Annotated in this window: 9 protein-coding genes; 8 read left to right on the forward strand and 1 reads right to left on the reverse strand. The window is 47.8% G+C overall.

Annotated elements, in window-relative coordinates; all coding sequences use genetic code 11:
• Positions 1–433 precede the first annotated feature (433 nt).
• The gene (gene asnB, locus M3661_RS13645) at positions 434–2,284 is read left to right on the forward strand and encodes an asparagine synthase (glutamine-hydrolyzing) (RefSeq protein WP_021256184.1); all 1,851 of its coding nucleotides are present in this window, start codon (positions 434–436) and stop codon (positions 2,282–2,284) included.
• A 281-nt stretch (positions 2,285–2,565) separates the two neighbouring features.
• Positions 2,566–3,648: a cohesin domain-containing protein gene (locus M3661_RS13650; RefSeq protein WP_251485870.1), complete on the forward strand. Its 1,083-nt coding sequence runs from the start codon at positions 2,566–2,568 to the stop codon at positions 3,646–3,648.
• Between the two features lie 115 nt (positions 3,649–3,763).
• Here M3661_RS13650 and M3661_RS13655 read toward each other — a convergent pair whose 3' ends face one another.
• The gene (locus M3661_RS13655) at positions 3,764–5,386 is read right to left on the reverse strand and encodes an MDR family MFS transporter (protein WP_065290161.1); all 1,623 of its coding nucleotides are present in this window, start codon (positions 5,384–5,386) and stop codon (positions 3,764–3,766) included.
• A gap of 236 nt (positions 5,387–5,622) precedes the next feature.
• Here M3661_RS13655 and M3661_RS13660 point away from each other — a divergent pair, with 236 nt between their 5' ends.
• From M3661_RS13660 to M3661_RS13685, 6 genes are all read left to right on the forward strand, one after another.
• A complete protein-coding gene (locus tag M3661_RS13660; RefSeq protein ID WP_065290160.1) occupies positions 5,623–6,549 on the forward strand; it encodes a TetR/AcrR family transcriptional regulator in 927 nt (308 codons plus the stop codon).
• Positions 6,534–7,271 (forward strand): energy-coupling factor transporter transmembrane component T family protein, encoded by a 738-nt coding sequence (locus M3661_RS13665; RefSeq protein ID WP_251485873.1) that lies wholly within the window; start codon positions 6,534–6,536, stop codon positions 7,269–7,271. The genes M3661_RS13660 and M3661_RS13665 overlap by 16 nt, the downstream gene beginning before the upstream one ends.
• Positions 7,272–7,414: 143 nt before the next feature.
• Entirely contained in the window at positions 7,415–8,035 is a 621-nt protein-coding gene (locus tag M3661_RS13670; RefSeq protein ID WP_251485876.1) for an ECF transporter S component, read from the forward strand.
• Positions 8,036–8,057: 22 nt separating this feature from the next.
• The gene (locus M3661_RS13675; RefSeq protein ID WP_251485878.1) at positions 8,058–9,749 is read left to right on the forward strand and encodes an ATP-binding cassette domain-containing protein; all 1,692 of its coding nucleotides are present in this window, start codon (positions 8,058–8,060) and stop codon (positions 9,747–9,749) included.
• Between the two features lie 54 nt (positions 9,750–9,803).
• A complete protein-coding gene (locus M3661_RS13680) occupies positions 9,804–11,339 on the forward strand; it encodes an MDR family MFS transporter (protein ID WP_072731060.1) in 1,536 nt (511 codons plus the stop codon).
• A 237-nt stretch (positions 11,340–11,576) separates the two neighbouring features.
• The gene (locus tag M3661_RS13685) at positions 11,577–14,318 is read left to right on the forward strand and encodes a putative bifunctional diguanylate cyclase/phosphodiesterase (RefSeq protein ID WP_251485881.1); all 2,742 of its coding nucleotides are present in this window, start codon (positions 11,577–11,579) and stop codon (positions 14,316–14,318) included.
• The last annotated feature ends 3 nt before the right edge of the window (positions 14,319–14,321 follow it).

The raw sequence follows: 14,321 nt of genomic DNA on the forward strand, positions 1-14,321 counted from the left end.
AAGATTCTTGTCATGCCTGAACGGGTAATGGGCTTACCAATATAGACTATGACCATATATACCTGTATGTGAAGTGGTATGAATTGCAAGAGCAGGATGGATTGGATTTCGGAGCCATTGTCCGTTACAATGGAACGGGGTAAGAGAAAGAACGAACTCGAGGGTCGAATAACATTCCGAAGCGGGATTATATACATAAGAAAGCTTGAACAATGCGGCAATACAAATGGCTGCAGGCTGATTATTCGTACTTTCATGAACATTACACACAGAAATGCCGCTGATTTAGCTGCAAGCCTGTGTCACATTTCGTCAAAAACGTTTATAATGATTGCATAGACAAGCCCCGCCTCTGCGGGGTGTTGCCTTGTTCTGAGCGGGAACTGAGTACGTTCTACGCCATATGCAACGAGCGAAAGGATTTGGAACAATTATGTGTGGCATTGCTGGTATATATCATTTTCATGATCAACAACCTTCTGAACAAGTAGTACGCTCGATGATGGACTTGATCCACCATCGCGGACCGAATGACGCGAAGCTGTGGATTGGCGATCGTGTTGGACTAGGCTTCCGCCGTCTGTCCATTATCGATGTCGCAGTTGGAGCGCAGCCGCTCAGCAACGAGGATGATTCAATTTGGATTATTTTCAACGGAGAGATATACAATTATCAAGAGCTGCGTGAAGATTTGATCCATCGCGGGCACCAATTCAAGACACATACGGATACAGAAGTAATTATTCATCTGTACGAAGAGCATGGTTCGAAGTGTGTGCATCATCTTCGCGGTATGTTTGGCTTCGCCATCTGGGATCGCAACAAGCAGGAGCTGTTTATTGCGCGTGACCATTTCGGGATTAAGCCTGTATATTATTATCAAAATGACGAGATGTTCGTCTTTGGTTCGGAAATTAAAAGCTTGCTGGCGGTTCCAGGTGTTCAACGCCAAGTGAACATGAACAGCTTCTATAATTATTTAACATTCCAATACGTACCTGATCCGAACACGATGTATCAAGGGATTCATAAGCTGCCACCTGCGCACTCTATCACAATCCCGTTCGGCGGGAAGCCGATTATTGAGAAGTATTGGGATCCAATGTTCGAGCCTGTGGATCGTCCATTGACACAAATTATCGAGGAAATTCGCGATGTCATGCGCGACTCCGTAGAGCACCATCTTCATAGTGAAGTGGAGCGCGGCTGCTTCCTCTCCAGTGGGATTGACTCGACGATTACATCTACTTTGATGCGTTCGATGGAACCGATCAAGACATTTAGTGTCGGCTTCGAAGGTGCGAACAATGAGACAATTATTGCTCGGGATACGGCTAGACAGCTGGATACGGAGCATTATGATCGCATGATTACACAGGAGATGTACTTCGACGCAGTACCGCGGGCGATCTGGCACTTGGACGAGCCAGTAGCGGATCCATCCGCGATTGCTTTGTATGAGGTTGCTCGCTTAGCGAAAGAGCATGTCACAGTCGTATTGTCAGGTGAGGGCGCGGATGAATTGTTCGGTGGATACCGCATATATCGCGAACCGCATTCCCTTCGTTATCTGTCATGGATGCCTGAAGGCATGCAGCGTGCGATGCATAAGATGGTGCAGTCCGTTCCGTTCAACTTCTACGGCAAGAACTACTTGCTTCGTGGAACGACGCCGCTTGAAGAACGCTTCCTCGGCAACGCGAACATTATGACGGATGATGCGAAGGTAGAACTGCTGCGTGCGACACAGTCCGAGATTGCTGACTTCACGAAGCCGTTTGATATCGCACGCACCTATTATGACCGTACACGCCACCTGGATCCTGTATCGCGGATGCAGTATATCGATATGAATCTGTGGATGCCTGGCGACATCCTGATGAAGGCGGATAAGCTGACGATGGCGCATTCGCTCGAACTGCGCGTTCCGTTCTTGGATCGCAAAGTATTCGACGTGGCCCGCAGCATCCCAGCCCATTACCGCATTGCAGACGGTACGACGAAATATGCGCTTCGCAAAGCGATGCAGGGCATTATCCCAGATTCGGTATTGAACCGTCCGAAGCTTGGCTTCCCGGTACCAATGCGCGACTGGCTGCGCACGGAACGTGCAAACATCATGTGGGAAGAGTTGTCCGCAAGCGGTATTGACCACCTCGTCAATTTGACGGCTGTTGAAGATATGTTCCGCCGTCACAAGAATGGACAAGGAGACTACTCCCGCAAGATTTGGACATTGCATGTGTTCGCCCTCTGGCACCGCACATACATGAAACAGCAATAAAATAGTGGATTTAGATAAGCAGCTCCTGTTAAGCAGGGGCTGTTTTTTTGCGTCCAGTTGAAACTGGGAAAATGCAGGATATTGTAATTCCGATTAGGCAGCATGCATCACATCTCATCTCATGAAATCAACTAATAGGCTCATTAATGAAGAACGCGATTATTATCGAAAAAGGGAGAATTTTGAACGTTAGCTGACAGGTTTAACAAAACTTGTTTGGGATTATTTTCATATCCCCATTACAATCAGAGTGAATCTATAAAAATTGGAGGTTATGAACCATGCGCAATAAGTTTGTCCCGTCTATAATCATGGGACTCGTATTCCTATTAGTATTTTCAGTCTCGACAGCATTTGGAGCAAGCAGCATAGGTGATCCATCCTATAATCCAGACTACGGCTGGAAGCGTTACACCCAGTATTCTTCCGAAATTATGTATAGCGGAAATTGGTGGAATAGTGGTAATGCGAAACAAACCAGCTCCAGAAGCGCTTCAGTAAAGTTCAACTTTGTCGGCAGCTCGGTTCGCCTCATCGCACAAAATTATGGATATGGCTCCTATGATATTTCCGATAACATTACAGTTATTGTTGATAAAAAACCTTACACCACGATTTCAATGAGAAATATTCCTTCTGATTACTACAATCCACGTCTGGCTTATGAATTGACAGGATTATCGAATAGCGAGCACAGTATTGAATTTATCAACCAGACCGATAAGCTTATGTTCGTCAGCGCCGTGGATGTACCATCTGACGGGCAATTGCGCCCATACAATCCAGACGCCGTGTATACGCCGAAAGTGAGCGTAACTTCTGTGACGTATACCGTGTACTTGAATCAAACGTTTGACGTGCAAATTAAGCTTGATAATGTCAAAAATATTTATGCAGAAGATGTCAGCTTAACCTATGACAAAACGCGTTTCGAGCTCGTTGATGCATACGCTGATAATAAGCTGATGATCATTCATCAGAAAGATTCCGATGTGCTCCGCTTCATTACAGCAAGTAAAGGGCGCTATAATGGTATTAATGGCAGCAGCGTATTGTTGAATTTGAAGTTCCGAGCTACTAATTTAGGACGAGGCAAGGTTGATGTTGTAAAAGCAGTTGTTGCGGATAACGGACAGAATGAAGTAAATGTAGCTCGCGAGAACATGAACTCTTGGACGTTCACGGTGGTAGGAAGCCCTGAGTTCAGCTTGAAGCATATCGGTAAGCTTGCCTATCACTATCAAGAGGACAAGTCAGTATTGCCAAGCAATATTCAAAATGTCGTGGGCGACAACGGCCCAATTGAGCAAGTTGACCTGAAACAACTGGTCAAATCAGTGTTGTCCAACCCTTTGTATAATTAGTATCCATATAGAAACAAACGTTGTATCAAAATGCTAAAAAAGCAGCGAGCCTATTCCACGAAGGGAACGGCTTGCTGCTTTTCCTTTGTTGCATCTATTCGCCGGTAGGCGAGTATTAATTCGAAGAAGCTTGTGGCTGTGTCATTGTATCGTCAGAGCCCTCGCCTGGCTTGCGCTTCTGCATCGCCTCACGGGAGATACGTCCGTTGCCGATCAGCAATGCAACGAAGATACCGACCACGATGAAGCCGAGACCTGTCAAGAAGACAGTGGAGAAGGAAGCAGACCAAGCATCCTTGATCGTATTCAGCACGTTCACTTTCAAGTCCTCAGGAAGCTGTTTCAGCAAATCGCTGTTAATCAGCAACTGATACAGTGTATTGGAATCTGTGCCGGTCTTACTCAGAACGGCTTGCGTTCCTGGATCAGCACTAGCTGTTGCATTCGCAATATTTGTTGCAATGACGCTGTTCATAATAACGTTGAACAAGGTTGCCCCGATCGTCGATCCGATAGAGCGGAAGAACGTCGTAGCGGAAGTGACTGTACCCAGCTTTTCGCGTGGAAATGCATTCTGTACAACCAGCGTAATAATTGGCATAACCATACCGATACCGAAGCCAAGTACAACCATGAACGAATAAGCTATCCAAGTTGAAGTGCTGACACCCATTGTACTCATGAGCCAGAAACCGATGGACGTAATGATCATGCCCATCGTCATAACCGCACGATAACGCATGCGCAGAACCAGCTGTCCAGCCAAGATGCTTGCAATAATCAAGGCAATCATCATTGGTGTCATCGTGGAGCCTGCTTGCGTCGGTGTTACGCCAAGCACCCCTTGCATGAACATTGGCACGAACATAATTGCACCGAACATGCCAAGACCAACGAGAAAGCCGAGTGCTACAGATACGTTGAAGATACGGCTCTTGAAGAGTGACATATCAATTATTGGTTCTTCTGCTCTGTGTTCAACGAAGACAAACAGAACGAAGAGCACCAATGCACCAGCAAACACGAGAATGCTTGTTGGAGAATCCCATGCATACTTGTTATGGTCAAGCGACAGCCCAAGCAGCAATAAGACGATACCCGGGATAAGTGTGAAAATTCCGAGCCAGTCGATCGAGATTTTTTTGCTCTTGTCTCGAGGCTCATCAATTGATTTCATGCCAATAAAGATTAAGATCGTTGACAATAAGCCGAACGGAACATTAATAAGGAAAATCCAGTGCCAGCTGATATTATCAACAATAAATCCGCCAAAGAACGGACCGATGACGGAACTAAGACCGAAGATGGCTCCGAATACCCCTTGCCACTTGGCGCGTTCCTGCGGACTGAACATCATTCCGATAATCGTCTGGGACATCGGCATCAGCATACCGCCGCCGATACCTTGGATCGCCCGGTAAATAATTAACTGCTCCATATTCACTGCCGTTGCGCATAAGCCTGAACCGACAACGAAGATAAGCCATCCAGTCAGGTAGATGAATCGGCTTCCGAACAAGTCCGCTAATTTACCGGCTAGTGGGATGACTGCTGTTGAGCAGATCATATAAGCGGTTGTTACCCAAGCGAAGATGGCGAACCCATTGAGATCCTTAATTATCGTTGGCATGGCCGTGCCGACGATCGTCTGCTCCAGGGAACTGAAGAACATCCCCATAATCAGACCGAATAGTACCATATTGCGGCGAGATGCCGTATGGTCTTTCACTGTGGCCATTTATTAATCACCTTTCTTTCATGCTCGTTTATATGTTGTGTGAACGACTGACCTTCGGGTCAAAAAATAGCATGTTGATACTATAATCCCGATTGACCGCGAAGTCAATTGTTTTGGAACTAAAATATTTTTCATCATATTATGTTTGTGGTATGGTAGGAATAACGTAACAAACGATGCTGACTAGGCGGTCAAAAAGGGCTGAACCGAAAGTCATGACATACGGAGGACGGAACATGGAAGAGAAAAAACGTCTCATCATGGAAACAGCGCTCTCGCTGTTCGCTGAAAAGGGTTATCATGAAACCTCGATTCAAGAAATTGCAGAACGTATCGGAATTGCCAAGGGCTCAGTCTATTCCTTCTTTCGTTCGAAGGAAGAAATATTGTTCACAATATTCGACCATTATCATCAGATGATGTATGAATTAGCGCGGGATACACTCGCTGACAATTTGCCGGCTCGCCAGAAGCTGAACAAGCTCATTCACATTTCTCTGGAGCAGTTCGGCAGATTCAAGTTGTTCCTTACCCTGCAGCGTAAGGAAGCACACCTATATAAGAAGCGGGAAATTCGAGATATGGTATTCGATTTCCGTGCAAAGCGCTTCTTTACCTTCCGCCAAGTGGTTGCTGAAGTTTACGGTCAGGAAGCGGAACCTTATTGGATGGACTTAGCGACAATTATTAGTGGTATGACCATTGAGTTCATGAGTTATGCGACATTTGACCGGAAAAATGTGGATTTTGATCAAGTGTGCACCTTTATTGTGAATGTTCTGGATGCGACTGCGGAGTCACTTGTTCGCAAGAATGCCGAGCCTGTACTTACCATGGCGCTTATGAATGATTTTATGCGTTCCGGACACGTAAGCATGTCCAACTCGCAGCAACAATTGCTGGATCAAGTGTGGCTGCTGAAGGATGCAGTGATGAGTGCGCCGTTCAGCTTAAAGCAGCGTGAGGAAGCGGAGCAAGCGTACACAGCTCTAGAGTCAGAGATATTAAGGGGAAGCGGAAAAACGGTAAATGCGAGAGCAATGGCATTGTTCCTCTGCTCGATGCCGGACGATCCAATTGAACAGGCGGCCAAGCGGATTCTAACCTTGCTGGAGCACACTTGCGAGTCAGAAGGGGATGAACGAACATGCAAGCGTGGCTGAACAGAATTGATCCGATCACGAAGGGGATATGGCTGTTCGGCACCGGTCTTGCCGTTATGATTAGCATGAAGCTGAATTGGCAGCTTGGCTGGTTCTTATCCCTGCTTATCATCGGAGTGACGGGAGCGGGGTGGTCAGGTGCGCGATGGAGAACGGTGCTCATTCTGCTGCTTGGCTTCGCTCTGCCGCTCTTTCTATTCCAGTGCCTAGTCCTGCCAGGTACCAAGATTCGGCTTACGATTCTCGGATTGAATCTGACCGAGGAAGCGTGCCGTACTTCACTCACGCTGACGCTGCGTGCATTGACGCTGTTCTTGTCGTCATTGCTATACGCTACGACTACAGAGCCGCGTGATGTTGTCACGGCGTTGTCCCATCATCTAAGGCTGCCGAATCGCTTCGCGTTCGCCGTTGCCATCGCGCTTCGCTTCGTCCCTCTTCTCGCTGAAGAAGCGCGCAATATTCGTGAGGCACAGCGGATGCGTCAGCTTACCGCGCCGCAGGGGATTGGTGAGCGAATGCGTCTAGCGGGGCAATACGTCGCTGCGGTTACGTCCAGTGCGATGCGAAGAGTTCAAAATGTAGCGACAGCAATGGAAGTGAAGCAATTCGGGGCAAGCATTGCTCGAACGTCATGGAGAACTTTGCGTTTTACTGCGCTTGGGATCAGCTTCGCGACTGCGACTGTAGGAGCTATGACTGCGACAATTCTTTTGGGTTAATAAAAAACGCACACAATAATGATAGATTTGACTTGCATTTCCATGCCATCCCTTGTAACGTTAATGGTAGTTTATCTGTTGTGGGTTAACATATACCAGTATCACAACGTTACATAAGTAGAAGAATTGGGGATGAGTCATCTATGAGAATGGGAAATGGAACAACTACAATGAACGAATCTCGTTTCTCGCTCCGTTCCCTTACACTAGCGGACTGGGTGCTGATGGCACTGCTTGCAGCTGCAAATGGTGTAATGACGACCGGGTTATCTTGGGTAAATAAGCTGCTGCACTCTGTTGGTGGACCAATGCTAACATCAACGATCGTCGGCTTGTACATGATATATGGTCTGCTTGCGATATATGTTATCCGTAAGCCAGGGGCAGCGTTGGTAACATATTCGCTTGGCGCTTGTGTACAAATCTTAATGGGAAGCGCATATGGGGCTTGGTCTTGTATTGCTGCGGCATTATGCTATGCGGTTGTGATTGAACCGTTGTTTTATGTATTCCGTTACCGTCAATACAATTGGTTCACCATGCTGTTCGTAGGTACAGCAGCAGTACCGCTGTGGTTTGTGGTTTCGGCCTTTATGTTCGGTTATATCCACTATGAGATGTGGGTACTTATTGCAACCTTAATTATCCGCTGTATAAGCGGGATGCTGCTGTGCGGTGCTCTAACCAAGATGATTGGGGATCGGATTGCTTCTACAAGAGCAATGCGCCCATTCGCACTAGGAAGAGAGTCACGCGGGCAGTAGTATGGTAGGGGGCCAGTCTAATATGAGAATCCTACAATCTAAGGAGGTCATGCGCGCTGAGCGTGTGGCCTTTACTTATTTTGGCGAGTCTGAACCAGTATTGCAGCCATGCAGCTTCTGTATCAAGTCTGGATCTGTTGTGCTGCTGGCAGGGGGGAATGGGAGCGGCAAGACAACGCTCCTCAAGCTGATGGCTGGTGCAATGCAGTCGCATGAAGGCCAGCAGCAAGGTGAATTGAGCTGCGGCATGGTGCAGGATGGACAGGCGCCAATCAGGGGCTTTATCCTGCAGGAGGCCAAGGAGCAGTTTGTGATTGGTACGGTTGAGGATGAGTTAGCCTTCGCACCCGAGAATCTTGGCCTGCCGCGAGAGGTCATCCATAGTAGAGTAGAAGAGCAGCTTGATAAGGCTGATTTGCGTCAACTGCGCTTGCGTCAGGTTCAGCAGTTGTCAGGAGGCGAACAGCAACGTACAGCTGTTGCTTCTGTATTGACGATGGAGCCGGATGTGCTGCTTATTGATGACGCGTGGAGTCAGATGGATAAGGAATCTCGACGCCGTCTGTTAGAGCAGCTTCAAGCTTGGCATAGTCAGGGTAGGACGATAGTATTAGCCGCATCGCGCCTAGACGAGCTGTCAGACGAGTGGCAGCATGGCTGGATACAAGATGCACAGCTTCTTCTGTTGCATAATGGGAGAATGGTGTATGATGGAAAGATGCCTGTATATCCCTCAAGGGATGGTTTGAACGGTCTATCCCGTCCGAAGGACGATCTTCGCTGCTTGGAGCTCTGTTATGAGGCAGGCATTATACCTCCGAAGTGGGAAGGGAACGCTGAGACAACTATTATGTCCATGCAGGTGCCAGCCACTGTAAAACAAGGAAGTGCTGGAGACGATGCTGCTGTACGAGCAGAGTGTGCTGGGGGCGAGTGTAGTAGAATACTCGAAGAAGAAGTCCTTCTGCACTTATCGAAGGTGAGCTATCGGTATCATCCTATTGCTCATCGTGATCAGAAGCGTCGGCAGACAGAGGACGCGCTTCATAATGTTACCTTCCAGCTTAAGGCAGGGCGATGTATGCTGCTGACGGGCAAGAACGGGTCGGGGAAGTCAACCTTGTTCCGCCTTATAACCGGCGGCTTGTCGAAGCGCTCCGGCAGCATGGAAGGTGAATGGTGGATTGCAGGCCAATTGGGGCAGAAGCTGCGATCCTGTGAAGTGGCAAGACTTATTGGATTCACAGCACAGCAGCCCGAATCGGGCTTCTTTGCAGCGTCCGTGCAAGAGGAACTGCGAGATGCTCTCCATGTAGCGAATCAATGCGGGCGATTGCGCATAGAAGGACAGTCTTGGGAAGGCCACGCTGTCTATACGCATGAACAGGTGGAACGGGAAGTGGAGTCTCGCTTGCAGCAATATTGTCTATGGGAAGTGAAGCATCTGCATCCGCATGATATGCCAACTGGATTGAAGCGGCTGCTCAGTCTAGCAATTGCTTCCGCGCACGAACCTGAAGTCATTCTGCTAGACGAGCCGACAGCCTCCTTGGATGCGGTACATGCAGCCTTCGTTCGCGACTGGTGTCTGCGCAAAGCGGAACAGGGATGCGCGTTGATTGTTGCCACACATGATCGCATGTGGGAAGAGGTAGAGCACCCGCGATTGATGCATGCTAATATGGATCGGGGCTCACTGCACATCAATTTATAGTGAATCATGAGCTGCGGAAGCTGTACGAGATTTAGGAACGAAGGAAGGGTATTTATGGGGAACGAGGCTTCTATGCAAGCTGGACGAAGCCGCAAGCTTGTCACACTTGCACTACTATTGTCGACCTTTCTGGCGGCAATCGAGGTAACAGTAGTAAGTACAGCAATGCCGAAGATTGTTGCAGATTTAGGCGGATTATCCTTGATTAGCTGGGTATATGCCGCTTATTTGCTTACTACGGCAATCTCAACACCATTGTTCGGGAAGATGGCTGATTTATATGGCCGTAAGAACATATTTATAATCGGCTCCGCTCTGTTTGTAGGGGGATCGATGTTGTGCGGTCTATCGGGCACTATGACGCAGATGATTATATTCCGTGCTCTTCAAGGAATCGGAGCAGGCGCTGTAATGCCTGTTACCTTCACGATGGTAGCGGATATTTACACATACGAAGAACGGGCCAAGATTCAAGGCTTATTCAGCTCTATTTGGGGAATTGCTGGGTTGGTCGGGCCGTTAGTCGGCGGGTTCTTCGTCGATTCTTTATCATGGCACTGGATATTCTACTTCAATGTGCCGTTCGGCATCGTGTCAGTATGGATGATCATGGTGTGCTTCCATGAGAAGGTGGAGCGCAAGGACAAGCCTGTCGACTATGCGGGGGCAGCGACATTCTCCATCGGGATGACCGCATTCTTGTTTGCGATTATTACAGGCGGACAGGGGATCGCGTGGAATTCTCCATGGATGTTCGCACTGTTTGGGACTGCGGCTGTGTTCCTTGTTCTCTTTTTCCGGATCGAAGTGAAGGCAAAGGAACCGATGGTGCCGCTCAAGTTGTTCCGGATTCGCGACATCGGGGTGTCAAACCTTGTCAGCTTCCTCGCAAGTGCGATCGTGATGGGGATCAGCTCCTATATGCCGCTCTGGACACAAGGTGTGCTGGGGCAAAATGCCTCCAGTTCAGGCCTGTCACTGACCCCAATGTCAATTGGCTGGCTGATTGGATCAATTGTAGGCGGCCGTATGCTGATTAAGATAGGGGCACGCGTGACATCGACGCTAGGGATGATATTGATCGTGATCGCTTCCATATGGCTGTCGACGATTTCAGATACAACCCCGCTTATTTTGATCGTAATCATTATGTCATTGTCAGGCCTAGGTTTCGGCCTGTCGTTCACGGTATTTACCGTCATTGTCCAGTCTTCTGTCGATTGGAGCATGAGAGGTGCTTCAACAGCATTGAACACGTTCGTACGGTCGTTGGGGCAGATGCTTGGCATTGCCGCGTTCGGGACATTCTTAAATGCGAGCATTGCATCGATGGTATCGGATGCGGGGCCTGACGTATCCTCGCGTGTCTCGAATGAAGATCTGAGCAAGCTGTTGAATCCAGAAAGTGCAAGCTCGCTGTCGCCTGATTTAATGGGTACACTGCGTTCTTTCCTGGAGTCAGGGCTAGGGCAGGTCTTCCTGATAATGGCTATTATCGCGGTCGCATGCTTAGTAAGTATGTTGTTCATGCCTAAGTCGACAAATTCCGGGGGATCATCCGGTCAGGATGAAGCTTCTCCATCTCATTAAAGACAGGTGCAATGATACTTCTTTACGTAACTGAACCTAAAACACTAGATAATCAGGTCGTTTTTCCGGTAGTAGAAACTGCTTGGAAGGGCGGCCTTTTTCTTATGGGGATTGTTTCTCTTGCAAATAAATCACTCTACATTATCCTGCACAAAAGTAGGAAATTTTGGATTTGTGTCGAAGTATTTCGAAATAAGAGAAATGTACTGCTTCCATCTGTAAAGGAGTCACTCTGCCATGTCACGTACGTTACACCCATTGGCTTCGCTGCGTACAAGTATGCTGTTCGTGATACTGACCGTTCTCACTGCAGTGTTCTCTGTAATTGGACTCGAATTTTCATACGGTGCGGAGTTCATGTTGTGTGGGGCCACTCTGCTCATTATGCTTGTTCTGTATGGTTCGCACTGGGCGGCAATTATGGCGCTTATTATTGGACTAGGGTTTTATTTCTCAGGTTACGGTTCGTTTATATTGCTGCTTATTGGATTGGAAATGATATTGGTTGGATATATGTATGAACGGAAAAGGGGGTTCCTGCTTCTCTGGGACAGTCTGTTCTGGTTCGGAATCGGAGCCCCGCTTGCAGCGGTTTTATTTTGCCTGCAGACCAACGAGTACAACGCAGAAGCACTACTTCAATATTTTATGTTCGCAATGAGCGGACTATTGAATGCTCTGATCGCTGATGTGGTCGTTACCTATATGCCATGGAAACGGCTGTTGCCTGATCTGCGAACGAAGCCCGTGTATCTCAATCAGCTGCTGATGCATCTCTCTGTCGCAATCGTGTTCCTTCCGTTTCTGCTGAATATGCTGATTGATAGTCGCGATATGCAGCAGGACATCGAACGGGATTCTTTAGCAAGAATTGAATTGCAAACCGCTCAAATTACAGATGCACTTCTGCAGATGGACAGAAAACAGCGCCAAGGGCTCAATCTTGGATCGATTATGGAGACAGGGAAGCTTTACGATAATTTAAAGCTCCATTCCCAGAATGGCTTATTGAAGTTGGCTGCGTTCAATCATAAGGGCCAATTGGTTGCTTCGAGTGATGAGGTGTGGTTCGAAAGCAATGCAGTGTACATGGAAGATACTGTACCTAATAAATCACCTGTTCGCATGGCCGCTCATCATTCACAAATTCGGATGGATGCTTACGGGGTGAAGTCCTCTTTTTCCCGTATTCTGCCCCCTGACAGAAATTATGATTATGGAACAAGAAGGTGGAATGACGGTTATTATGTTTTGGAGGACAAGCTGACCGATCATCCGATCGCTAAGGTTGTTGGCTTTATTCCGATTTCCTATTTTCTACAAACGACGATTGACGTCTATTTGCGCAAGTTTTTAATGTTGTTCATGGTCTGCCTGCTGGCTACCGGGGTATCACTTGCGGTAAGCCGCTTTATTGTTCGCTCTCTTCGTGATTTGGAGGAGGCGACGGCAGGGATGCACCATAAATTGCTGAAGGACAAGACCGTCAAATGGCCTTGCATTCGAATCGGAGAGATTCGTTTACTGGCAATCAATTTCCGGGCAATGAGTGATCGGTTAACGGAAGTATTCAAGGAAATGCTGCGCATGAATGAGAAGCTGCTTGACCAGACGAAAATGCTAGAGCTGTCGGAAGAGAAGCTCCAGCATATTGCTTATTATGATACGCTGACCCAGCTTCCCAATCGGCATTACTTTACGATGAATGTAGAGCGGGCGCTGGAAGATGCGGATGACAAGGTTAGTTCATTGGCGTTAATGTTCATAGATATAGATCGGTTCAAGCATATCAATGATTCGCTCGGCCACAATGTAGGAGATATGCTCCTTGTACAAATTGCGCAGCGCTTGTCGGATTGTCTATCAAAACTGTCCGGCCGGCATTTGAGCTCGCGATATGGCGGGGATGAGTTCATCATTATGCTCGAAGACAGCTCAAGAGAGGAAGTCAACGCGGTCGCTAAGCGGATTTTGCAGCGGCTGCGAGAGAGCTTCCTTGTACAGGCTCATGAACTATTTGTCTCTGCCAGCATCGGCGTATCCTTATATCCGGATAACGGATATGTATATACGGATCTGCTCAAGCAAGCAGATACAGCCATGTACGCTGCCAAGGACAGTGGTGGCCATTCAGTGGTCTTCTATGATGAACTACAGCCGACCTTGCAGCCTGAACGCATGTTTATGGAGACACGTTTGTACAAAGCGTTAGAACGTAGAGAACTGCTGCTTCACTATCAACCGATCGTAGATGCCTCGGGGAAAGTCACAGCCGCAGAGGTGCTGCTTCGCTGGCTTTCTGGTGATGAAGGGTTTATATCGCCGACACAGTTCATTCCGGTCGCGGAAGAGACTGGACTAATCGTTCCTATTGGGGAATGGGTGCTTCGATCTGCATGCATGCAATACCGGATGTGGGCTGATGCAGGGATGCCTGCCTTCCAGCTGGCTGTGAATGTCTCGTTAAGGCAATTGCTTACGAATGACTTCGTCGCGACAATTGATCGAATTATTCGCGAGTGTGAGTTTAATCCGAGTGATTTGATTTTGGAGATAACGGAAGGATACGTTAATAAATCCACCGAGCAGGTCAACGAGGTATTGCACAATCTTAAGAAACGAGGAGTTCAGATAGCGATCGATGATTTTGGAACGGGCTATTCCTCGCTGCACCGCCTAAAGACTTTGCCTGCTCATGTGCTTAAAATTGACCGTTCTTTTGTGCGGCATTTGTTCGCGGATAAAGTGAACACTGCGATTGTTCAAGCGGTGATCCAAATGGGAGACAGCATGAATCTTAAAGTGACAGCTGAAGGGGTTGAAACACCTCAGGAGCTTGAACAGCTGCTCATACTTGGTTGTAGGCAGTTCCAAGGATATTATATTAGTCCCCCGCTGGCAGCCAATGAATTTGCTGCTAGGTTCCCTGACTTTTCAAGCAAGCTAAGAAGCAATTCAATTGCAGCATATGGAGGTTAATTT

It is taken from the genome of Paenibacillus sp. MER 180 (genome assembly GCF_023713665.1).
Classification (GTDB): domain Bacteria; phylum Bacillota; class Bacilli; order Paenibacillales; family Paenibacillaceae; genus Paenibacillus_B; species Paenibacillus_B suaedae.

Coding starts and splice junctions, on each gene's coding strand:
- M3661_RS13650 (WP_251485870.1), top strand. CDS start 2,566: ATGCGCAATAAGTTTGTCCCGTCTATAATCATGGGACTCGTATTCCTA.
- M3661_RS13675 (WP_251485878.1), top strand. CDS start 8,058: ATGAGAATCCTACAATCTAAGGAGGTCATGCGCGCTGAGCGTGTGGCC.
- M3661_RS13670 (WP_251485876.1), top strand. CDS start 7,415: ATGAGAATGGGAAATGGAACAACTACAATGAACGAATCTCGTTTCTCG.
- asnB (WP_021256184.1), top strand. CDS start 434: ATGTGTGGCATTGCTGGTATATATCATTTTCATGATCAACAACCTTCT.
- M3661_RS13660 (WP_065290160.1), top strand. CDS start 5,623: ATGGAAGAGAAAAAACGTCTCATCATGGAAACAGCGCTCTCGCTGTTC.
- M3661_RS13685 (WP_251485881.1), top strand. CDS start 11,577: ATGTCACGTACGTTACACCCATTGGCTTCGCTGCGTACAAGTATGCTG.
- M3661_RS13680 (WP_072731060.1), top strand. CDS start 9,804: ATGGGGAACGAGGCTTCTATGCAAGCTGGACGAAGCCGCAAGCTTGTC.
- M3661_RS13655 (WP_065290161.1), bottom strand. CDS start 5,386: ATGGCCACAGTGAAAGACCATACGGCATCTCGCCGCAATATGGTACTA.
- M3661_RS13665 (WP_251485873.1), top strand. CDS start 6,534: ATGCAAGCGTGGCTGAACAGAATTGATCCGATCACGAAGGGGATATGG.